This is a genomic window from Stenotrophomonas sp. STEN009, from assembly GCF_056760395.1.
In genome coordinates this window covers 63,516-83,440 of the sequence record NZ_JBRRES010000007.1, presented here as the reverse complement: position 1 = coordinate 83,440, position 19,925 = coordinate 63,516, and the positions used below count along the sequence as shown (strand labels likewise).

The window sequence follows — 19,925 nt, the reverse complement described above, 5'->3', positions numbered from 1 at the left end:
CCCTCCCGGCGGCCGGTGTTCCAGCAACGCGGGGGGCATGCGGTTGATGGCCCTGCGTTCACGCGGTCTCGGGCACGCTGTCTGTTGCCGTGATCGCCCGGCTCCGCCAGACTGTTCTCCATGACCCGACTCCTGCTTGCCCTCGTTCTTGTCCTCGGCCTTGCCGGCTGTGGCTTCCATCTGCGCAACAAGCTGATGTTGCCGACCGACACCGCGCCGGTGAAGGTGGTCTCCACGGCCCCGTACAGTGAACTGGTCAAGCTGCTCAACCGCAGTCTGCAGGCGTCCGGCGCCAAGCTGGCAAGCGAGGATGGCAACGAACCCAGCACCCAGCTGCAGGTGTTGTCCGAACGCTGGGGCGACCTGCCGATCGCGATCGACTCGCAGGGTCGTGCGCAGGAATACAGCCTGCGCTACGCGGTGATCTTCATCTTCCGTCGCGAGGATGGCAGCGAACTGGTGCCGCAGCAGGTGATCGAACTGTCGCGCGACTACGTGTCGCCGCCCACCGACGCGACCGGTACCACCACCGAGCGCGAGATCCTGGCCGATGAACTGCGCCGGGAAATGTCGGCCTCGATCATCCGCCGCATCGACAGCGTGGTCCGTGCCGAAGTCGCGAAGGGGGGCAGCCTGTCCGCGCCGAAGCCGGTCGATCCTGCGGTTCCGGCCGAGCCGACACCGGCACCGGCCATCAAGCCCTGACAGGGACCGGCATGGAACTGCGTCCGGAGCAGCTGGCCAGCCAGGGCGCTGATACCCCGCTGTCGCCGGTGTACCTGATCGCCGGTCCTGAGACGCTGCGCGTGCTGGAAGCCGCCGACGCGGTCCGTGCGCGGGCGCGCGCCGCCGGCATCGGTGAGCGCGAGGTGTTCGACGCCGATGGTCGCGACTTCGACTGGGGCCAGCTCGACGCCAGCTTCAACGCGCCGAGCCTGTTCAGTGCCCGTCGCCTGGTGGAAGTGCGGTTGCCCAGTGGCAAGCCGGGCAAGGACGGCGCCGAGGTGATCAGCCGGTTCTGCGCCGATCCGGCACCGGACGTCGTGCTGATGATCACCGCCAACGAATGGAGCAAGGCGCACCAGGGCAAATGGGCTGAAGCGGTGGGCCGGGTCGGCGTGCTGTCGGTGGCCTGGGCGATCAAGCCGCATGAACTGCCCGACTGGATCGAGCGTCGCCTGCGCAGCAAAGGCCTGCGCGCGGATCCGGCCGCAGTGCAGCGCCTGGCCGAGCGCGTGGAAGGCAATCTGCTTGCCGCGGCGCAGGAGATCGACAAGCTGGCGCTGCTGGCCGATGGGCACGCGCTGGACGTGGAGCGCATGGAATCGCTGGTGGCCGATGCCGCCCGCTATGACGTATTCCGGCTGGTGGAAGCCACGTTCTCCGGGCAACCGGCGGCGGTGCTGCGCATGCTTGCCGGCCTGCGCGGCGAAGGCGAGGCGGTGGCCGCGCTGATGCCGATCGTGATCCGGGAACTGCTGGCAGGTGCCGGGCTGGCGCGGGTGCAGGCGCGCGGTGGCAACCTTGCCGCCGAGATGAAATCGCGCGGCATCTGGGAGTCGCGGCAGGCACCGTACAAGCGTGCGCTGCAGCGGCATCCGGAAGGCAAGCGCTGGGAACGTTTCGTGGCCGAGGCCGGGCTGGTCGACCGCATCGCCAAGGGGCGCGCCGACGGCGACGCCTGGCTGGCGCTGGAGCGCCTGCTGGTGGCCGTGGCCGAGCCGCGCGCCGTGCGGCTGCTGGCCCGGGCCTGATCGATGAGCCTGCGGGTCTATTACGGGGGCACCTTCGATCCGGTGCACCTGGGGCACCTGGCGATCGCGCGCGCCGCGCGCGATGAGCTGCAGGTCGCGGTGCGGATGCTGCCGGCGGCCGATCCACCGCACCGCCCGGTTCCCGGCGCGACCGCCGAACAGCGCTGCACGATGCTGTCGCTGGCCATCGGCGACGAGCCGGGGCTGCTGCTGGACCGGCACGAACTGGATCGGGCCGCGCGCTTTCCCGGTCGCCCGTCCTACACCGTCGATACCCTGCGCGAACTGCGCGGCGAGCTCGGTCCCAGCCGGCCCCTGGCCTGGCTGGTCGGCGCCGACAGCCTGCTGGGCCTGCCCGGCTGGCATGAGTGGGAGGCGCTGTTCGGCCTGGCCCACTTCGTGGTGGCGGAGCGGCCGGGCAGTCCACTGCAGGCCTCGGTCGACGGCGAGCTCGGCCGTGTCCTGGAAGGGCGGTGGGCCGACAGCGAACAGGACCTGTTTGCCAGTCCGGCCGGCCGCATCCTGCGCCTGCACCATCCGTTGCGCGGGGAATCGGCCAGCGCCGTGCGCGCGCAGATCGCCGCGGCAGGGCCCTGGCGTGCCCTGCTGCCGCCGGCGGTGGCCGACTACGTGGCCGCGCAGCGGCTGTACCATCCGGCAACACCGTGAATGCCGCGACCGCGCCATCCCCGTATAATCGCCCCCACGTTTATCGAGTCGATCCACTTTGAGCAACCAGACCCAGCCCCAGACCATCAAGGTCGATCTGCCCAGCCCGCCGCCGTCCGTGCCGGAACTGCTGGCCAGTGTCCGTCAAGCCACCGAAGACCTGAAGGCCAAGGACCTGGTCGAGATCGACGTGCGCGGCCGGTCCAGCGTTGCCGATTACCTGGTGATCGTCTCGGGTACTTCGACCCGCCACGTCAAGTCGATCGCCGACGAGGTCGTGCGCTTCGCCAAGAAGATCGACGTGATGCCGCTCGGGGTTGAGGGCGAGCGCGAAGCCGAGTGGGTACTGGTCGATCTGGGCGACGTGATCGTCCACGTGATGCTGCCGCGCGTGCGTGAGTTCTACGCCCTCGAGCGCCTGTGGACGGTCGGTGACCAGCCGCCGTCCAGCGACGACGAAGTGGCCTGAGCCGCACGTTGATGCATCCCTTCGACGCCGCCGATGGCGCCGTCGACGTTTTCGAGGAGCGCTGATGAAAGCCCGCCTGATCGCCACCGGTGAACGCGCACCCAGTTGGGTCGCGCAGGGGTTCGCCGAGTACCAGAAGCGGCTCTCGCACTGGCTGCCGTTCGAGCTGGTCGAGATCGAGCCCGGCCTGCGCGGCAAAGGCCGCGATCCACGCCGTGCCACCGAGGACGAGGGCCGGCGGGTGATCGCCGCGCTGCCGAAGAATGCCTACGTCGTGGCGCTGGATGTGCCCGGCCGCCAGCTCAGTTCCGAACAGCTGGCGCAGCGCCTGGAGCATTGGCGGGGACAGGGCAGGGACCTGGCGTTCCTGATCGGCGGTCCCGAGGGGCATTCGCCCGAAGTTTCGGCATTGGCCGACGAGAAGTGGTCGATTGGTCCGCTCACGCTGCCGCACATGCTGGTGCGGTTGGTCGTGGCGGAACAGCTGTACCGGGCCGCCGCAATGATTGCAAATCACCCCTACCATCGCGCGTGAAGAGCCGTTATACTGTTCGTCTGCCCGAATAGCTCAGCCGGTTAGAGCACTTGACTGTTAATCAGGGGGTCGTTGGTTCGAGTCCAACTTCGGGCGCCACTTTCAGAAACCTGCATCGCGAGATGCAGGTTTTTTTTTTGCTCTACAGAGTCAGCGCTCCTCGCCAGAACGCCATCAGTGTGGCGATCGCAACGGCCAGGATGGCGCCGAACAGCACCCACTCCCAAGGCGTGAACACCTGTTCGCCACGCTGGCGACGGGTCAGCGCGAACAGCGCTACGCCCGGTACATACAACAGCACCGACAGCAGCAGGTTGTGCAGGCCACCGGCATAAACAAGCCACAGCGCGTATGCGCTCGCCAGCAGCGCGACGCTGAAGTCGCGCCAGCGGATTCCTGCTTCGCCGCCCGCATAGGCCTGACCACGCCAGGCCAGCTGCACGCCGAATGCCGTGGACAGGAAATAGGGCACCAGGCTCATCGATGCAGCCAGCAGTACCAGGCCGGTATAGCTGCCGGAATTCACCAGCACCAGCAGCAGGAACAACTGGATCAGGCCGTTGCTCAGCCAGAGCGCATTGGCCGGCACGCCGCGCGCATTCTCGCGGCCAAGGAACGCGGGCATGGTGCCGTCGCCGGCAGCCGCATACAGCACCTCGGCGCACAGCAGTACCCAGGCCAGCAGGGCGCCAAGCACCGAGATGATCGAACCGATGATGATCACGGTCGCGCCCCATTCGCCGACGATGGCGCGCAGCACGTAGGCCATCGATGGATTGGGCAGGGCAGCCAGCTCGGCCTGCGACAGCACGCCCATCGACAACAGGCTCACCAGGACCAGCAGCAGCCATACGCCGAGAAAGCCGATCACGGTCGCGCGCCCTACATCGGCACGACGCGCAGCGCGCCGGGAATAGATGCTGGCGCCTTCGATGCCGATGAACACCCATACGGTCACCAGCATCATGCCGCGCAGCTGCTGGCCGAGATCGCCAAGTGCGGGGGTACCCAGGAAATCGGCGCCGAACACGTCCATGCGGAACGCGCCGGCGGCCAGGATGAGGAACAACGCAATGGGCAGCAGCTTGGCCACCGTGACCAGGCCGTTGACGATGGCGGCAGTGCGCAGGCCGCGCAGCACCAGCAGGTGCACGGTCCATAGCAACAGCGACGAGGCGGCCACCGCTGCCGGCGTATTGCCTTCACCGAACACCGGCATGAAGTGGCCGAGGCCACTGAAGATCAGCACGAAGAAGCTGGCGTTGCCGAGTACCGAGGCAACCCAGTAGCCCCATGCCGCGGAGAAGCCGATGTAGTTGCCGAAGCCTTCCCGCGCATACGCGTAGATGCCGGTATCGAGGTCCGGCCGGCGGTTGGCCAGGGCCTGGAACACGAAGGCGAGCATCAGCATGCCGGCGCCACTCACCGCCCAGCCGATGATCGCGGCGGCCGGACCGGCGCTGCGCGCCACGTTCTGTGGCAGGGAAAAGATGCCGGCGCCGACCATCGAGCCGACCACCAGAGCGGTCAGTGCAGCCAGGCCCAGCCGTTGTGAGGTCGCAGCCATGAATCTCCCCTGCGGCAGCGCGGCCGCAGGGGCACAGTAGCGGCAGTGCCGTGAAGCCGCATGCAACATCTGCAACGACGGAGGCCCGGGCATGTGCCCGGGCCTCCGAAGGTGATGCTGCAGCGACGATCAGTTGAAGGTGTACTTGGCACCGACCGTGAAGTAGCGGCCGATGGCTCCGCTGAAGTGCAGCGGGTTGTAGTTCACGCCGCCATAGGTGGTCGGATCGAGCGGTGCGATGCGATCAAACACGTTCTGCACCGATGCGTTCAGTTCAAAGGCTTCGGTGATGTTCCAACGACCGGACAGGTCGAAGGTGGTGAACGAGGAGATCTTCTCGACCGGCGAGCCATCCTCGTAGAACGCCAGGTAGTCGCCGCCACGGCGGTCCTTGTTCTCCAGCTTGCTGATGTAGTTGGCGACGCCGCTGACACTCCACGGGCCCTGCCTCCAGGTGGTGCCGAAGTTGATGCGGTCCTTCGGCGTGCCGATGCAGTTGGTGACGTCGCAGTTGCCGTGGGTGCCGGCGTAGTCGACCGTCACATCGGCATCGGTGCGCTCGAACTTCAGCACATGGCTCCACTGCAGATCCATTTCCAGCTGGCCCGGACCGATATCGAAGGTCTGGCGGATATCGGTGTCGATACCGCGCACGCGGGTGGAAGCGGCGTTGATGTACTGCGTGTTGACCGCCAGGATGCTGCCGGTGCCGGCAATGCCGTTGAGCAGGTTGGTGTCGCGCAGGACGTTGCCGGCGGCAATGGCGTCGGCGGTGCTGCCCTGGGCGATTTCGTTGGTGCGCTTGATCTGCCACGCATCCACCGTCATCGAGGTGGAGGAGGTCGGCTGCAGCACGATACCCACCGAATAGCTCTTGGATTCCTCCGGCTTCAGGTCGCTGTTGGGGCGGGTGATGATCGCCACCGAGCGTGCGGTGCATTCGGCTTCACTGATGGCGCAGCGCACCGGGTCGCGGGCGTTGGAGAAGGCGGCCAGGCCACCGTCGCCGTTCTCGGCCGGGTTCGGCGCACGGAAACCTTCGGCGTAGCTGGCGCGCAGCGCGATCCAGTCGGCCGGGGTCCACTTCACGCCCAGCTTCGGCGTCGCCTTGCCTTCACCGCTCTCGTACTTGTCGTAGCGCAGTGCACCGGACAGCTCCAGCTGTTCCAGCACCGGCGCGGACAGTTCGACGTATCCGGCGTACACGTTCTGGGTACCGTCATAGGCCGAGTAGCCCAGGCCGATGATGTCGCCGGTGTCGGTGAACGTCTGCGGGGTCAGGCTGTTGCTGGTCTTGCGCCACTCGGTGCCCATCGCCAGGCCGAGCGGGCCACCCTTGAGGTCCATCAGGCTGCGCGACACGGTGAAGTCGAACATGTCCAGGCTGGACTTGGCGCGTGCACTGATCTCCGGCGAGATGAAATCGTACAGCGCCTGCGAGTTGAGGTTGGCGTTGTCGCCGATCCGCCATACGCCACCGGCACAGTTCGGGTTGGCCAGTGCACAGCGGACGTTGTCGTAGTGCAGGAAGCCGGTACGACGGTTGATCAGGTCGGTGCCGGAGTGCAGGTAGGCGGTGTCATAGTTCCAGTCGCCCCAGTTGCCCTTGACGCCCACCAGGAAGCGGTTGAACTCGTTGGTGTTGTTGGTCACGCGCGGACCAACGTCCCAGGCCGAATAGCGCAGGCGCGAGGCCTGGCCGGGAATCGGGTTGTCCGGATGATCCGGGCCGAGCACGGTGGCACCGGAACCGCTGTTGGCGTTGACCGGTCCTTCCGGGTAGCCCCAGCCGCCGGACACGCCCGAGGGCGTGTTGCTGAAGGTGGTTTCCTTCTTCGAGTAGCCGATCTCGGTGTAGATCTCGCCGCCTTCGCCGAAGGCGAAGCTGGCACGTCCGAACACGTTGATGTACTTCTCTTCCGGGCTCAGGTCACGGAACTTCTGCGCCGGATCCCACAGGCAGCCCTGCTGCTGTGCGGTCGCATCGGTCTGGCCGGGAATGCTGGTCAGATTGGCACAGCCCGGCAGCGCCACCAGGAACGCGGGATTGTCGTCGTCGACATTGCGGTCGTCGAACACCGAGCCGTTCGGGCCCACGCCACCGGCAGTACCACCGGACAGGTAGGCACCGCCCAGGAACTGCGCGTCGGCGGCGGAATAGCCCCAGCGACGGATGTCACCGGTGCCGATCCACTTGCGGTTCTTGCGATCGCCGATCTTGATCGCGTCGGTCTTGCCGACGTCCAGGCTGAAGAATGCGTTCCAGCCATCGGTGGCCAGGTCGCCGGTGCCTGCGGTCAGCGTCGCCTTCTTGGCATCGCCGTCGCCGTCGCCGGAGACGCCGTAGGAACCGCGCAGGATCGCGCCCTGGAAATCGCTGCGCAGGATGATGTTGACCACGCCGGCGATGGCGTCGGAGCCATAGATCGCCGATGCGCCGTCCTTCAGAACTTCCACGCGCTCCACCGCATCCAGCGGAATGGTGCTCAGATCGGTGAAGACCTTCTGGCCATCGTCAGCCAGGCCGTAGGTGGCCATGCGGCGGCCATTCAACAGCACCAGCGTCGAGCCGGCGCCGAGGCCACGCAGGGAGATGCCGGCGCCGCCGCCGGCAAAGCCGTTGCCGAAGGTCTTGGGAATCGAGCCGGAACCGTCGGCGGTCAGGGTCTGCAGGTATTCGGCGACCGTGGTCTTGCCGGTGCGGTCGATCTCCTGGCGGGTCACCACCTGCACCGGGGACGGTGTCTCGGTATTGGTGCGCGGGATGTTCGAGCCGGTGACCGTGATGCGGTCGAGATTGGTGGCCTGCTCCTGGGCGAAGGCGGAGGAGGAAACCACGGCGCCGGCCAGCAGCAGGGCGCTGCCGGTAAGGATGTGAGTGATGGACGATGCCAGGGTGTCACGGCGGCTGGCGGGCCGATGGATCGGGTGTTTCACAGCTTCTCTCCTAACTGGAAAACCTTGCGTTGAGGGCTGTCGCCGGATCAGGTCCGGGACGGGCCAATCTAGGTTTCCGGCAGGTGACGGAGTCGTGAAATTTTGCTTAATCGGCAGCGCGCGGACGGGCGGTGTGCGGATTCGCAAACCCGGTCGCGGATTCCGGCCCGGCGTGAGGCCGGGCCGGTGCGACGGTCAGTCGGGCAGCGTGAACTGCACCGGCACCATGCCGATCGCAGGCACCGCCACGCCGTCATGCTGGGCGGGCTCAAACCGCCAGTGGCGCAGCACCTGCTGGCGTGCGGCCTGGTCCAGGCTGCGCGAACCGCTGCTGCGTTCGATGCTGACCGCAACAGGCTGGCCGTTGCTGTCCACTTCCACGCGCAGCAGGACCGTGCCCTGTTCGCGGTTGCGCAGCGCGGGGATGGGATAGGCCGGGGGCGGCGCACTGCGGTACTGCAGCTGGGCTCCCGCCAGCGGCGTAGCTGCCGCCAGCGTCGGCGGCGCCATCACGGCGGTCGGTTCGGCGGCCGGCAGGACGATGCCCGGCGCGTCTTCGACCGTTGCGGTGGGAGCTGGCAGTACCGGTGCGGTCGGCACCGCCTGGGAGCGGGGGGCGACCTTCACCTGTTCGGGTTCGGTGGGCAGGATCGGCGGAGGTTCCGGTGTCTCGACCTTTTCGATCCAGCGGACCGTGGTCGTGTCACGCGGGGCCTGTACCGCCTGGTAGGTGGCGGGGATGAGCAGCAGCAGCAACGCCAGCAGATGCAGTGCGATGGCCGCGCTCCAGGCGGCGATGCGGGCGGGGTCGAAGTGCGCGGATGCAACGGGATACGTACGAACCATGGTCCACCTCCGTGCCAGTGTCGAAAGACGTCAACGCACCAGGGCCGCCATCGGGGTTTGCCGCACGCGGCTGGCAGCCAAGCATTAGCGCGTCGTGGCCGCCACTGCCTAGAGGCATGTCAGGCGATGTTGAACTGGCCTTCATCTACGCAACGGGGCCGGAGACCTTTCCGCTGGAAAGGCATCCGGCCCCGTGGGCAGCAGATCAGGGCAGGGCGCTGTCCGGCGGACAGTGCCCCCGCCGTGCCGGGTCGGCAGCGACCCAGCTCGAACACCACGTCCAGGTTGACCGAAACGGTGGATTCGCCCGGCGCGACCGGCGTGGCCTTGTCCATGGCGGCCGAGGCCATCTGTGCCCGCATCATCGGCACCGGGCGGAAGCCGCCGTTGCTGTTTTCAGAGATGCTGACGATGCGGCGCACCTGCAGGCCCAGCGACTTGGCATAGGTCTGGGCGCGCGCCTGTGCCTTCTTCAGCGCGGCCAAGCGGGCTTCGTCATAGACCGGCTCCGGCTGGTCGATCTCGAAGCTGGGGCCGTTGATCTGGTTGGCGCCCTGGGCGGCCAGCGCATCGAGCACCCGGCCCAGCTTGGCGATGTCGCGGACCTTCAGGCTGACGGTGTTGCTGGCCTGGTAGCCGGTGATCTTCGGTGCTTCGTTGTCGGCATAGCGGTACTGCGGGTTGAGGCTGACGCCGCTGGTCTGCACATCGCGCTCGGCGATGCCGGCCGCCTTGATCGCGGCCAGCACCTTGTCCATCTGCTGCGCATTCTGGCGCATGGCGCTGTTGCCGTCGGCGGCCTGGGTGACCACGCCGGCCGACAGGGTGGCCACATCCGGCACACGGGTCGCTTCGGCGTTGGCCGAAATGTTCAGCAGGGTGCCCTCGGCCGGGGCGGCGATCGGCGGCGGCGGGGCGGCATGGGCGGACATCGAGGCTCCAAGGGCGAGGGACAGGGCAAGCAGCAGCGGGGAGGCGGTCAGGCGCATGGGATCTCCTTGTTGTGGCGTGAGGGTGGTGTCGTAGCGATGAACGCGCTGTGAGTCCGTTCGGGGTTGAAGGCACGCGGGAGCAGGTTGCCGACGATTCAGGCGGCGGCCTCAGGTTATGCTGTGCCGATGCTCTATCTTGCTTCCCGCTCCCCCCGACGCAACCAGCTGCTGGCCCGACTCGGACGCCCCTTCCAGGCGCTTGACCTGGAGGTTGTCGAGCAGCGCGCGCCCAGTGAAAGCGCCGAACAGTACGTCTGCCGGGTTGCGGCCGACAAGGCGCGCGCCGGGTTGGCCCGGGTGCTGGCCGATGACCCGGACGCACGGGTGCTGGGCTCGGATACCGAGGTCGTGCTTGATGGCGAGGTGTTCGGCAAGCCGGTCGATGCCGCCGATGCCCGGGCAATGCTGACGCGCCTGGCCGGACGCACGCACCAGGTGATGACGGCCGTGGTGGTGGTCGGCGCGGCCGGGCTGGACAGCGAACTGGTGGTGTCCGAGGTCACGTTCGCTGCGATCGGCGCCGCCGACATCGCCGCCTATGTGGCCACCGGTGAGCCGCTGGACAAGGCCGGGGCCTACGCCATCCAGGGTGGGGCCGAGCGCTGGATCGAACACCTGTCCGGCAGCTACTCCGGTGTGATGGGGCTGCCGCTGCTGCACACCGATCGTCTGCTGGCGCGCTGCGGCGTGCCGGCTCCCATTGCCAACGCCGCCAGGGAGGCTGCAGATGTCTGAGGAAATCCTGGTCAATGTGACCCCACGCGAGACCCGGGTCGCGGTGATCGAGAATGGCATGCTGCAGGAACTGCACATCGAGCGCGGCTGGCGCCGGGGTGTGGTCGGCAACATCTACAAGGGCAAGGTGCAGCGGGTGATGCCGGGCATGCAGGCCGCCTTCGTCGAGGTCGGCCTTGAGCGCGCTGCGTTCCTGCATGCCAACGACGTGGTGCGGCCAGCGCCGGTGGCCAGTGCCGACACCGAGAACACCACCCTGCCGCCACCGGCCAGCGTGCCGATCGTCGAGCTGCTGCGCGACGGCCAGGACATCGTGGTGCAGGTGGTGAAGGATCCCATCGGGACCAAGGGCGCGCGGCTGACCACGCAGATCAGCATCCCGTCGCGCTACATGGTGCTGCTGCCGCAATCGAAAGTGGTGGGCGTGTCCGCGCGCATCGAGGACGAGGCCGAGCGCGCGCGCCTGAAGGCGCTGGTGACCGAGTTGTCGGCACAGCACGGCGGCTACGGCTACATCGTGCGCACCAACGCCGAAGGGCAGCCGGCCGAAGCCATCGCCGAGGACATCGCCTATCTGTCGCGGGTCTGGAACGTGGTGGAGCGCCGCGGCCGCGACGCCACCCCCTGCAGCGTGATCTATGAAGACCTGAGCCTGCCGCTGCGTTCGGTGCGCGACCTGATCCGCAAGGACGTGGACAAGGTGAAGGTCGATTCCAAGGAAACGTTCGCGCAGCTGCAGGCTTTCGTGGCCAAGTACATGCCGGTGCTGGCCGAGAAGCTGGAGCTGTACTCCGGCGATCGCCCGATCTTCGACATGTTCGGCGTGGAGGACGAGATCGGCCGCGCGCTGGACAAGCAGGTGCCGCTGAAGTCCGGTGGCTACCTGGTGATCGACCAGACCGAAGCGATGACCACCATCGACGTCAACACCGGGTCGTTCCTCGGCCAGCGCAACCTGGAGGAGACGGTGTTCCGCACCAACCTGGAGGCGGCGCAGGCCGTGGCCAGGCAGCTGCGGCTGCGCAATCTCGGCGGCATCATCATCATCGACTTCATCGACATGGACGATGCCGAGCACCGCCGCCAGGTGCTGCGAACCCTGGAAAAGGCGCTGGCGCGGGACCATGCCAAGACCACGGTCTACGACTTCTCGCCGCTGGGCCTGGTGGAGATGACCCGCAAGCGCACGGTCGAAAGCCTGGAGCGCCAGCTGTCGGAGACCTGCCCGCAGTGCAGCGGTCGCGGCACCATCAAGACCACCGAAACGGTCACCTACGAGATCTTCCGCGAGATCACCCGCGCGGTGCGCCAGTTCGATGCCGCGCGCCTGCTGGTGATCGCGTCGACCAAGGTGGTGGCGCGCATCACCGATGAGGAATCCGCGGCGGTGGCCGAGCTGGAAGAGTTCCTCGGCAAGAGCATCCGCTTCCAGGCGGATGAGCAGTACCTGCAGGAGCAGTTCGATGTTGTGCTGCTCTGATCCACGCCGGCCGAAGGTCGGCGGCGGCCGATGAGCGCGCCGCCGCGCCTGCGACTGCGAAGGATCCGCCGTCATCTCATTGCTGCCTGTGCGGTGGCCCTGGTCGGGCTGGCGCTGCTGGTGGGCACCTTCAGCCAGCTGCTGCCGCTGGCCGAGCGACACCCCGACAGGATCGCCGCCTGGTTGAGCGAGCGCGCAGGCCAGCCGGTCCGTTTCGACCAGCTGGACACGGCGTGGACCCGTCGTGGCCCGCTGCTGCAGCTGAAGGGCCTGCGCATCGGCGCCGGGCAGGGCCTGGCGGTCGGCGAGGCTGAAATCCTGGTGTCGATGTACAGCGGCCTGCTGCCGGGCCGTTCGTTGACCGAGCTGCGTCTGCGCGGCCTGGCCCTGGATCTGCAGCAGAGCGAGGACGGTCGCTGGTCGGTGCGTGGCCTGCCGCAGCCCAGCAGCGGTGGTGACCCGCTGGAGGCGCTGCGCCGGCTGGGCGAGCTGCAGGTGATCGGCGGCCGGCTGGGCGTGCAGGCTCCGGCACTCGGCATCGACACCGTATTGCCGCGCGTCGATCTGCGCCTGCGCGTCAACGGCGACCGCCTGCGGGTAGGCGTGCGGGCCTGGGCCCAGACCGACGCACTTCCGCTGACCGCCGTGCTGGATGTGGACCGTGTGCGTGGCGACGGCGAGGCATGGCTGGGCGCCGATCCCATCGATTTCCGCGCCTGGTCGCCGTTGCTGGCGGCCGGGGGCGTGCGCCTGCGTGAAGGACGCGGCGAACTCAATGTGTGGCTGACCCTGCGCGATTTCGTCCCCGTGGCGCTGACCACCGATTCGGATCTGCGGGATCTGCGCATCGACGGCGCACCGATGCCGGGGCTGGCAGTGCCGCGGCTGCAGTTGCAGCGCATGCAGGCGCTGCTGCGCTGGCAGCGGCAGGCGGACGGATGGGCGATGCAGGTACCGCGCCTGCGGCTGGTGGACGACACCGGCGCGCAGCAGCTTGATGGACTGCAACTGCAGGTAGGCACGCAACTGGGCATCCGCAGCGGGGCGGTGCAGGCCGGCACCGCGCTGCGTGCGCTGGCGCTGAGTGACCGCCTGGACCCTGGCCTGCGGCGCTGGCTGTTCCTGTCAAAGCCGCAGCTGGATCTGCGGGAACTGCAGCTGGCCGGCAAGCGCAACGGTCCGCTGTGGGCCCAGGGCGAGCTGCAGTCGCTGGGTTTTGCCAGCGTCGGTGACGCACCTGGCTTGCGTGGGCTGGGCGGCCATTTCGAAGGCGACGCCGATGGCTTCCGCCTGCAGCTGCAGCCGCAGCGCGAGCTTCAGTTCGATTGGCCGACCGGCTTCGGCGTGCGCCATGACCTGCACCTGGCAGGCCAGGTGGTGGGGTGGCGCGACGAAGGCGGCGGCTGGCGCATCGGCACGGCGGCCCTGCGTGTGGAAGGCACGGATTACGCAGCCGATCTGCGCGGTGGTGTCTGGTTCCAGGGCAATGGCACGCGTCCGTGGCTGCAGCTGGCGGCCAAGCTGGACGATGTACCGATGACGGCCGCCAAGCGCTTCTGGATCCATTCCAGGATGAGCAAGGGTGCCACCGACTGGCTGGACATGGCGCTGGCCGGCGGCCAGGTGCGTGATGGTATCGGCCTGGTCACCGGTGACCTCGACGACTGGCCCTTCGACAACAACGACGGGCGGTTCGAGGCCACCGGCCATATCACCCGCGGCGACATCCGCTTCCAGCGCGACTGGCCGCTGATGAGCCAGGTTGACGCCGACATCGCCTTCATCGGTCCTGGCTTCCACATGCAGGGGCGCGGTGACCTGGCAGGCGTGCCGGTGCAGCACTTCGAGGCCGGCATCAAGGATTTCGGCCAGCAGCCGCTGTACGTGCGTGCCGATACCCGCAGCGAAGCCGGAAAGCTGCTGGCGCTGCTGCGGCAGAGCCCGTTGCACCAGGAATACGGCGAGACGCTGGACAACCTGACCGCCACCGGGCCGGCGCAGGTGACCTTCGACCTGCTGAAGCCGCTGCATGCCGACGAAGGGGGGGGGCACCTGCAGGGCACGGTCGATCTGGCCGGCGTGAAGCTGGTGGAGAAGCGCTTCGCGCTGGAATTCGACAACATGCGTGGGTTGGCCCGCTACGGCAACGGTGGTTTTGCCGCCGAGCAACTGGCGGTGCGCCATCTGGGCCAGGACGGCCAACTGAGCCTGCGCGCGGGTGGGTTCGTGCGTGACCCGAAGCTGGCCTTCGAGTCGGAGCTTTCGGCGCGCCTTGATGCAGGCGTGCTGATTGACCGCGCGCCGGAAATGGCCTGGCTCAAGCCCTACATCACCGGTACCTCGCCCTGGACCATCGCCGTCAACCTGCCGAAGGTCGCGCCAGGCGCGCCCGCTCCTCCCAGCGAACTGCGCCTGCGCTCGGATCTGGCAGGCACGCGCCTGGATCTTCCCGCCCCGCTGGACAAGCCCGCCGACGAGCCACTGGCCACCACCGTGACTGCGCAGCTGCCGATGGGGGATGGCCGTATCGACGTGGCGTTTGGCCAGCGCCTGGCCCTGGCCGCGCGCAGCCATAACAATCAGACCGGCGTGCAGGTGACCCTCGGCAGCGGCCAGGTCGACCGCGAGCCGCCTTCCAGCGGGCTGGCGGTCAACGGTCACAGCCCGACCCTGGACGCGTTGGAGTGGATCGGCCTGGCCCGCGGCGGAGACGGCGACGGCGATCCGATGCCGTTGCGGGCGATCGACGTGCAGGTCGGCCGCTTGATGCTGATCGGAGGGGTGTTCGAGCAGACCCGCCTGCAACTGCGCCCGGGCGCGCAGGCGCTGGATGTGCGCCTGGACGGCCCTTCGCTGGCTGGCCGCCTGAGCGTGCCCAATGCCGAGGGCGGCACCATCAGCGGCCAGCTCGACCGGGTGTACTGGCAGTCACCGCCGGCCGCGTCCGGTGCGCCAGCGGCACCGGCCCGGGTGCAGGCCGGCGCCAACGACATGGATCCGGCCAGACTGCCGCCATTCGCGCTGGACATCGCCGACCTGAAGTTCGGCAAGGTGGCGCTCGGCCAGGCCGTGCTGCGCACCCGCCCGCGGGGCAACGGCCTGGAGGTGCAGACCCTGCGCTTCCGCGCGCCCGACCAGGAGATCGATATCACCGGCCGCTGGCTGGGCAGCAGCAGCGGCGCCCGCACCGAGCTGAACGCGCAGGTGCGCAGCGAGGATCTCGGCGCGCTGATGCAGAATCTCGACTACGGTGGCCAACTGCGTGGCGGCGCCGGCCAGGCGCAGCTGCAGGCGTCGTGGAATGGCGGGCCGTCGGACTTCCAGCTGGGCAATCTGCAGGGCCAGCTGGATATCCATGCGCGCAACGGTCAGCTGCTGGAACTGGACCCCGGTGCCGGTCGCGTGCTGGGTCTGCTCAGCGTGGCCCAGCTGCCGCGGCGGCTGATGTTCGACTTCCGTGATTTCTTCTCCAAGGGCTTCGCGTTCAATCAGATCGAGGGCAGCCTGCAGTTCGGCCAGGGCGTGGCCCGCACCGACAAGGTGCTGATCGAAGGGCCTGCGGCGAACATCACCATCCGCGGCCAGGCCGACCTGCGCCAGCAGCAGTTCGACCAGACCATCGACGTCAATCCGCGTGCCGGCAATCTGCTGACCGTGGTCGGCGCAGTGGCCGGTGGCCCGGTCGGGGCTGCGCTGGGGGCGGCGACCAATGCGGTGCTGTCCAAGCCGCTGGGTGAGATCGGCGCCCGTACCTACAAGGTGACCGGTCCCTGGAAGGAGCCGAAGGTGGAGGTGATCGAACGCAGCCGCGAACGGACCCCGCCGGCTCCCGCACCTGCGCCGACCCTTCCACCGGCCGTGACCGACCTGCCGCGGTCGCGCTGAGCGCGGCCTCCCATTCCCCGGGGCTTGCCTGAGTGCCCCTGCATCCCCAGATCGAGACCCATGACTGATATCGCCCTGACCCTTGCCCAAGACCGCCTGCTACGCCCCGGCGGCCTGGATACCGCTGGACTGGAGCGCACCTTCGGCCAGCTGCTCGGCCCCGGTGTCGATTTCGGCGACCTCTATTTCCAGCACGCCCGGCGTGAGAGCTGGAGCGTGGAAGACGGCATCGTCAAGGACGGTGCCCATTCCATCGAGCAGGGGGTCGGCGTGCGTGCCATTGCCGGCGAGAAAACCGGCTTCGCCTATTCCGATGACATCCATGCCGATGCGCTGCTGGCGGCGGCGCAGTCGGCACGCGCGATTTCGCGCGAGGGCGGTGCCCAGGCGGGCCGCTCGCTGCTGCGCGGCAATGCACGCGCGCTGTATCCGGCGCTGGATCCGATCGATGGGCTCGGCAACGAGGCCAAGGTTGAAGTGCTCAAGCGCCTGGATGGCTATCTGCGTGCCGCCGATCCGCGGGTGAAGCAGGTGATGGTCAGCCTGTCCGGTGGCGTTGACACCGTGCTCATCGCGCGCAGCGACGGCGTTCTGGGTGCCGACGTCCGCCCCCTGGTGCGCTTGAACGTGCAGGTGATCGTCGAGCAGAACGGTCGCCGCGAGTCCGGCTATGCCGGCGGTGGTGGCCGTTATGGCTACGAAGAACTGTTCGCCGATGGCCGGCCGGAAGCGTTCGCCCGCGAGGCGCTGCGCCAGGCGCTGGTGAACCTGGACGCGGTGCCGGCGCCGGCCGGTGTGATGCCGGTGGTGCTCGGCCCGGGCTGGCCTGGCGTGCTGCTGCATGAAGCGGTCGGCCATGGGCTGGAGGGCGACTTCAACCGCAAGGGCACCAGCGTCTACGCCGGTCGCATCGGCGAGCGCGTGGCGGCCTCGGGGGTGACGATCGTCGATGACGGCACCCTGGACGGCCGTCGCGGCTCGCTGAACGTCGATGATGAAGGCCATCCGACCCAGTGCACGACCTTGATCGAGGACGGCATCCTGGTCGGCTACATGCAGGACAGCCTCAATGCACGGTTGATGGGCATGGCACCGACCGGCAACGCGCGCCGCGAGTCGTTCGCGCACCTGACCATGCCGCGGATGACCAATACCTACATGCGCGCCGGCCAGCACGATCCGCAGGAGATGATCCGCTCGGTGAAGAAGGGGCTGTACGCGGTCAACTTCGGCGGTGGCCAGGTCGACATCACCAGTGGCAAGTATGTGTTCTCGGCCACCGAGGCCTATCTGATCGAGGATGGCCGCATCACCACGCCGGTGAAGGGCGCGACCCTGATCGGCAACGGCCCGGAAACCATGCAGAAGGTGCGCATGGTCGGCAACGACCTGGCCCTGGACGAGGGCGTGGGCATCTGCGGCAAGGACGGGCAGAGCGTGCCGGTGGGTGTCGGCCAGCCCTCGCTGCTGATCGAGGGCCTGACCGTCGGCGGCACCCAGGCCTGAACATGGCAACGGCCCCGGCCAGCGCCCCGGCCGGCGGGGACTCAGTCCTCGTCGGTCGCGTCGTCCAGATCGGCGCCGGTGTCGTCGTCGGTGGCGACCTTCAGGCCAAGCGCGGCCGGCAGCATCAGCCCGCGCAGCACCTGGTAGATCTCGCGGTAGGCGCGCGGCGGCTTGTTCTTCGCCTTCTCGGCCTGGGCGTTGCGCACCAGCGTGCGCAGCTGCTGGCGATCCGCCTGCGGATACTCGTCCAGCAGCGCGGCCAGCGCCTTGTCGCCGTCGTCCAGCAGGCGCTCGCGCCAGTCTTCCACGCGGTGCATCATCGCCACTTCGCGGCGCGAGGTTTCGCTGTTGGCGTCCAGCGCATCGCGGATCGCCTCCAGGGTTTCGTCTTCCTCGCGGCGCATGTGCTTGGCCAGGAACGCCAGCTGCCGCTTGTGGGCGATGTGGGCCGTGATGCGCTTGCACTCGGCGATATGCGGCAGCAGATCCTCCGGAATCGGCAGGCGCGCCAGCTGGGCCGGGGTCAGCGACACCAGCTTCTCACCCAGGGCCAGGACTTCCAGGGCTTCGCCGCGCTTCTGCTTGCGGCTCTTGTCAAGGAATTCACCGGTTTCTTCGTCGCGTCCGCGCATCGTCCACACCTGCTTTCAAAAAAGTCGCCCGGCGTGATGCCGGGCCCAACCTGTACAGGATAAAGCATTGAACGTGATCGCCCCTGAAGTGGTTGTCGGCGACGACAGCCCGGCCCGCCTGGAACGGCTGGCCGACCTTTCACAGCAGCTGCTCGAGCGTGCCCGTGCGCTGGGGGCCAGCCAGGCCGAGGTCAGCTGCAGCGAGGACCGCGGCCTGGAGGTCAATGTGCGCCTGGGCGAAGTGGAAACCGTACAGTCCACCCGCGACCGCGGCATTGCCGTGACCGTGTACTTCGGCCAGCGCAAGGGCAGCGCCAGCACCGGCGACCTGAACGAGGCCAGCCTGTCGGCCACCGTGGAGCAGGCCTGCGCGATCGCCCGCCACACCGAGGATGATCCGGCCGCCGGACTGGCCGATGCCGGCCTGATGGCCAAGGACTTTCCCGACCTGGACGGCTGGCATCCCTGGGCCCTGCAGGCTGACGAGGCGGTGGACCTGGCGCTGGCCTGCGAGGCCGCCGGGCGCGAGGCCGACGCGCAGATCCGCAACTCCGATGGCGCGGCGGTGTCCACCTCGCAGAGCCTGTCGGTGTACGCCAATTCACACGGTTTCATTGGCCGTGAGCGCGGCACCCACCATTCGATCGGTTGTGCGCTGATTGCCGGCCAGGGCGATGGCATGCAGCGCGACGGCTGGTACACCAGTGCGCTGGCCAGGCAGGACCTGGAAGATCCGGCCCAGGTCGGCCGCCAGGCCGCCGCGCGTACCGTCGCCCGCCTGCAACCGCGCTCGCTGGCTACGGGCAGCATGCCGGTGCTGTTCGCCCCGGAAGTGGCGCGCAGTCTGGTGGGCCATCTGCTGTCGGCCGTGTCCGGTGGCGCGCTTTACCGCCAGGCCAGCTTCCTGCTGGACAGCGCCGGGCAGCGACTGTTCCCGGACTGGATGCAGATCGACGAGCTGCCGCACCTGCGCCGCGGCCTGCGCTCGGCCGCCTTCGACGGCGATGGCGTGGCGACCCGCGCGTCGGCACTGGTCCGCGATGGCGTGCTGCAGCGCTACGTACTGGGCAGTTACTCGGCCCGCAAGCTGGGCCTGCAGACCACGGCCAATGCCGGCGGCGTGCACAACCTGCAGCTGGCGGCCAACGCCGGGCCGCTGGAAGACATCGCCCGGCAGATGGGCAGCGGCCTGCTGGTGACCGAGCTGATGGGGCAGGGTGTCAATGGTGTGACCGGTGACTACTCGCGGGGGGCCGGTGGCTTCCGTGTCGAGAACGGGGAGATCCAGTACCCGGTGGACGGCATCACCATTGCCGGCAACCTGCGCGAGATGTTCATGGCGATCGAAGCGGTGGGCAGCGATGTCGATCCGCGCTCGCACATCCGGACCGGTTCGATCCTGGTGGGGCGGATGACCATCGCCGGTAATGATTGATGGCGTCGATGGCGTAAGCTATGGCCGCCTGACGCAACCGGCCTGATGCCGGTGGGTCAAGACCACCCAATGAAAAGGAGTTTTGTCGTGAGTGAATTCGATAACGTCCCGCCGCCGCCGCCGGTCACCGCCGATGTCCCGGCAGACCAGCGCACCATGGCCCTGGCCGCGCACCTGCTGGGCATCTTCACCGGCTTCATCGGCGCGCTGATCATCTGGCTGATCAACAAGGACGACGCCGGCAAGTCCTTCGTCACCGACCAGGCCAAGGAAGCGCTGAACTTCCAGATCACCGTGGCCATCGCGATGGTGGTCTGCATCATCCTGACCATCGTGGTCATCGGCGCGATCCTGATGCCGATCGTCGGACTGGTCAGCCTGGTGTTCTGCATCATTGCCGCGGTCAAGGCCAACAACGGCGAAGCCTATCGCTACCCGTTCGCATTGCGCCTGATCAAGTAAGACCGGCTGCATGCGGACATG

15 protein-coding genes, 1 tRNA gene and 1 pseudogene are annotated in these 19,925 nt (G+C 68.1%); 12 read left to right on the top strand and 5 right to left on the bottom strand.

Annotated features, from left to right (window positions below):
* Nucleotides 1-120 precede the first annotated feature (120 nt).
* The 6 genes from ACVOMM_RS05150 (at nucleotide 121) to ACVOMM_RS05125 (ending at nucleotide 3,526) form a co-directional block, all read left to right on the top strand.
* Nucleotides 121-705, top strand: coding sequence for an LPS-assembly lipoprotein LptE (locus ACVOMM_RS05150; protein ID WP_053520122.1), 585 nt, complete (start codon nucleotides 121-123; stop codon nucleotides 703-705).
* Nucleotides 706-716: 11 nt separating this feature from the next.
* Complete coding sequence (gene holA / locus ACVOMM_RS05145; protein ID WP_053520121.1) at nucleotides 717-1,754, top strand: DNA polymerase III subunit delta; 1,038 nt, start codon at nucleotides 717-719, stop codon at nucleotides 1,752-1,754.
* Between the two features lie 3 nt (nucleotides 1,755-1,757).
* On the top strand, nucleotides 1,758-2,423 hold the full coding sequence (nadD, locus tag ACVOMM_RS05140; protein ID WP_053520120.1) for a nicotinate-nucleotide adenylyltransferase: 666 nt from the start codon (nucleotides 1,758-1,760) through the stop codon (nucleotides 2,421-2,423).
* A 58-nt stretch (nucleotides 2,424-2,481) separates the two neighbouring features.
* Nucleotides 2,482-2,892 (top strand): ribosome silencing factor, encoded by a 411-nt coding sequence (rsfS, locus tag ACVOMM_RS05135; protein WP_053520119.1) that lies wholly within the window; start codon nucleotides 2,482-2,484, stop codon nucleotides 2,890-2,892.
* A gap of 64 nt (nucleotides 2,893-2,956) precedes the next feature.
* On the top strand, nucleotides 2,957-3,427 hold the full coding sequence (rlmH, locus tag ACVOMM_RS05130) for a 23S rRNA (pseudouridine(1915)-N(3))-methyltransferase RlmH (protein WP_019662111.1): 471 nt from the start codon (nucleotides 2,957-2,959) through the stop codon (nucleotides 3,425-3,427).
* A gap of 22 nt (nucleotides 3,428-3,449) precedes the next feature.
* Nucleotides 3,450-3,526: transfer RNA gene (locus tag ACVOMM_RS05125), tRNA-Asn, on the top strand.
* A gap of 43 nt (nucleotides 3,527-3,569) precedes the next feature.
* Here the strand turns inward: ACVOMM_RS05125 and ACVOMM_RS05120 are convergent.
* The 4 genes and pseudogenes from ACVOMM_RS05120 to ACVOMM_RS05105 form a co-directional block, all read right to left on the bottom strand.
* Nucleotides 3,570-4,994: a basic amino acid/polyamine antiporter gene (locus ACVOMM_RS05120; protein WP_128988847.1), complete on the bottom strand. Its 1,425-nt coding sequence runs from the start codon at nucleotides 4,992-4,994 to the stop codon at nucleotides 3,570-3,572.
* A 129-nt stretch (nucleotides 4,995-5,123) separates the two neighbouring features.
* A complete protein-coding gene (locus tag ACVOMM_RS05115; protein ID WP_065181829.1) occupies nucleotides 5,124-7,931 on the bottom strand; it encodes a TonB-dependent receptor in 2,808 nt (935 codons plus the stop codon).
* Nucleotides 7,932-8,126: 195 nt separating this feature from the next.
* Nucleotides 8,127-8,777, bottom strand: a complete 651-nt coding sequence (locus ACVOMM_RS05110) for an energy transducer TonB (protein WP_481525950.1) — start codon at nucleotides 8,775-8,777, stop codon at nucleotides 8,127-8,129.
* A gap of 257 nt (nucleotides 8,778-9,034) precedes the next feature.
* Nucleotides 9,035-9,766, bottom strand: a pseudogene (locus ACVOMM_RS05105) (SIMPL domain-containing protein); the annotation flags it as partial.
* A gap of 129 nt (nucleotides 9,767-9,895) precedes the next feature.
* Between ACVOMM_RS05105 and ACVOMM_RS05100 the strand changes: the two are divergent.
* The 4 genes from ACVOMM_RS05100 to tldD are packed head-to-tail and all read left to right on the top strand — an operon-like array spanning nucleotide 9,896 to nucleotide 17,375.
* Nucleotides 9,896-10,504 (top strand): Maf family nucleotide pyrophosphatase, encoded by a 609-nt coding sequence (locus ACVOMM_RS05100; RefSeq protein ID WP_065174871.1) that lies wholly within the window; start codon nucleotides 9,896-9,898, stop codon nucleotides 10,502-10,504.
* Entirely contained in the window at nucleotides 10,497-11,984 is a 1,488-nt protein-coding gene (gene rng / locus ACVOMM_RS05095) for a ribonuclease G (protein ID WP_053516779.1), read from the top strand. The genes ACVOMM_RS05100 and rng overlap by 8 nt, the downstream gene beginning before the upstream one ends.
* A gap of 30 nt (nucleotides 11,985-12,014) precedes the next feature.
* Nucleotides 12,015-15,869, top strand: coding sequence for a YhdP family protein (locus ACVOMM_RS05090; RefSeq protein ID WP_180876092.1), 3,855 nt, complete (start codon nucleotides 12,015-12,017; stop codon nucleotides 15,867-15,869).
* Nucleotides 15,870-15,929: 60 nt separating this feature from the next.
* The gene (tldD, locus tag ACVOMM_RS05085; RefSeq protein WP_481525949.1) at nucleotides 15,930-17,375 is read left to right on the top strand and encodes a metalloprotease TldD; all 1,446 of its coding nucleotides are present in this window, start codon (nucleotides 15,930-15,932) and stop codon (nucleotides 17,373-17,375) included.
* Between the two features lie 41 nt (nucleotides 17,376-17,416).
* Here tldD and yjgA read toward each other — a convergent pair whose 3' ends face one another.
* Nucleotides 17,417-18,007: a ribosome biogenesis factor YjgA gene (gene yjgA / locus ACVOMM_RS05080; protein WP_065181832.1), complete on the bottom strand. Its 591-nt coding sequence runs from the start codon at nucleotides 18,005-18,007 to the stop codon at nucleotides 17,417-17,419.
* Between the two features lie 67 nt (nucleotides 18,008-18,074).
* Between yjgA and pmbA the strand changes: the two genes are divergently transcribed.
* Together pmbA and ACVOMM_RS05070 are read left to right on the top strand one after the other, a co-directional pair.
* Complete coding sequence (pmbA, locus tag ACVOMM_RS05075; protein ID WP_065174875.1) at nucleotides 18,075-19,442, top strand: metalloprotease PmbA; 1,368 nt, start codon at nucleotides 18,075-18,077, stop codon at nucleotides 19,440-19,442.
* Nucleotides 19,443-19,529: 87 nt separating this feature from the next.
* Nucleotides 19,530-19,904, top strand: a complete 375-nt coding sequence (locus ACVOMM_RS05070; RefSeq protein WP_053516791.1) for a DUF4870 domain-containing protein — start codon at nucleotides 19,530-19,532, stop codon at nucleotides 19,902-19,904.
* The last annotated feature ends 21 nt before the right edge of the window (nucleotides 19,905-19,925 follow it).

What these genes read in the sequence shown, in the direction of transcription:
- ACVOMM_RS05150 (WP_053520122.1), top strand. Translation starts at nt 121, where the DNA reads ATGACCCGACTCCTGCTTGCCCTCGTTCTTGTCCTCGGCCTTGCCGGC.
- holA (WP_053520121.1), top strand. Translation starts at nt 717, where the DNA reads ATGGAACTGCGTCCGGAGCAGCTGGCCAGCCAGGGCGCTGATACCCCG.
- nadD (WP_053520120.1), top strand. Translation starts at nt 1,758, where the DNA reads ATGAGCCTGCGGGTCTATTACGGGGGCACCTTCGATCCGGTGCACCTG.
- rlmH (WP_019662111.1), top strand. Translation starts at nt 2,957, where the DNA reads ATGAAAGCCCGCCTGATCGCCACCGGTGAACGCGCACCCAGTTGGGTC.
- ACVOMM_RS05120 (WP_128988847.1), bottom strand. Translation starts at nt 4,994, where the DNA reads ATGGCTGCGACCTCACAACGGCTGGGCCTGGCTGCACTGACCGCTCTG.
- ACVOMM_RS05110 (WP_481525950.1), bottom strand. Translation starts at nt 8,777, where the DNA reads ATGGTTCGTACGTATCCCGTTGCATCCGCGCACTTCGACCCCGCCCGC.
- ACVOMM_RS05100 (WP_065174871.1), top strand. Translation starts at nt 9,896, where the DNA reads ATGCTCTATCTTGCTTCCCGCTCCCCCCGACGCAACCAGCTGCTGGCC.
- rng (WP_053516779.1), top strand. Translation starts at nt 10,497, where the DNA reads ATGTCTGAGGAAATCCTGGTCAATGTGACCCCACGCGAGACCCGGGTC.
- ACVOMM_RS05090 (WP_180876092.1), top strand. Translation starts at nt 12,015, where the DNA reads ATGAGCGCGCCGCCGCGCCTGCGACTGCGAAGGATCCGCCGTCATCTC.
- tldD (WP_481525949.1), top strand. Translation starts at nt 15,930, where the DNA reads ATGACTGATATCGCCCTGACCCTTGCCCAAGACCGCCTGCTACGCCCC.
- yjgA (WP_065181832.1), bottom strand. Translation starts at nt 18,007, where the DNA reads ATGCGCGGACGCGACGAAGAAACCGGTGAATTCCTTGACAAGAGCCGC.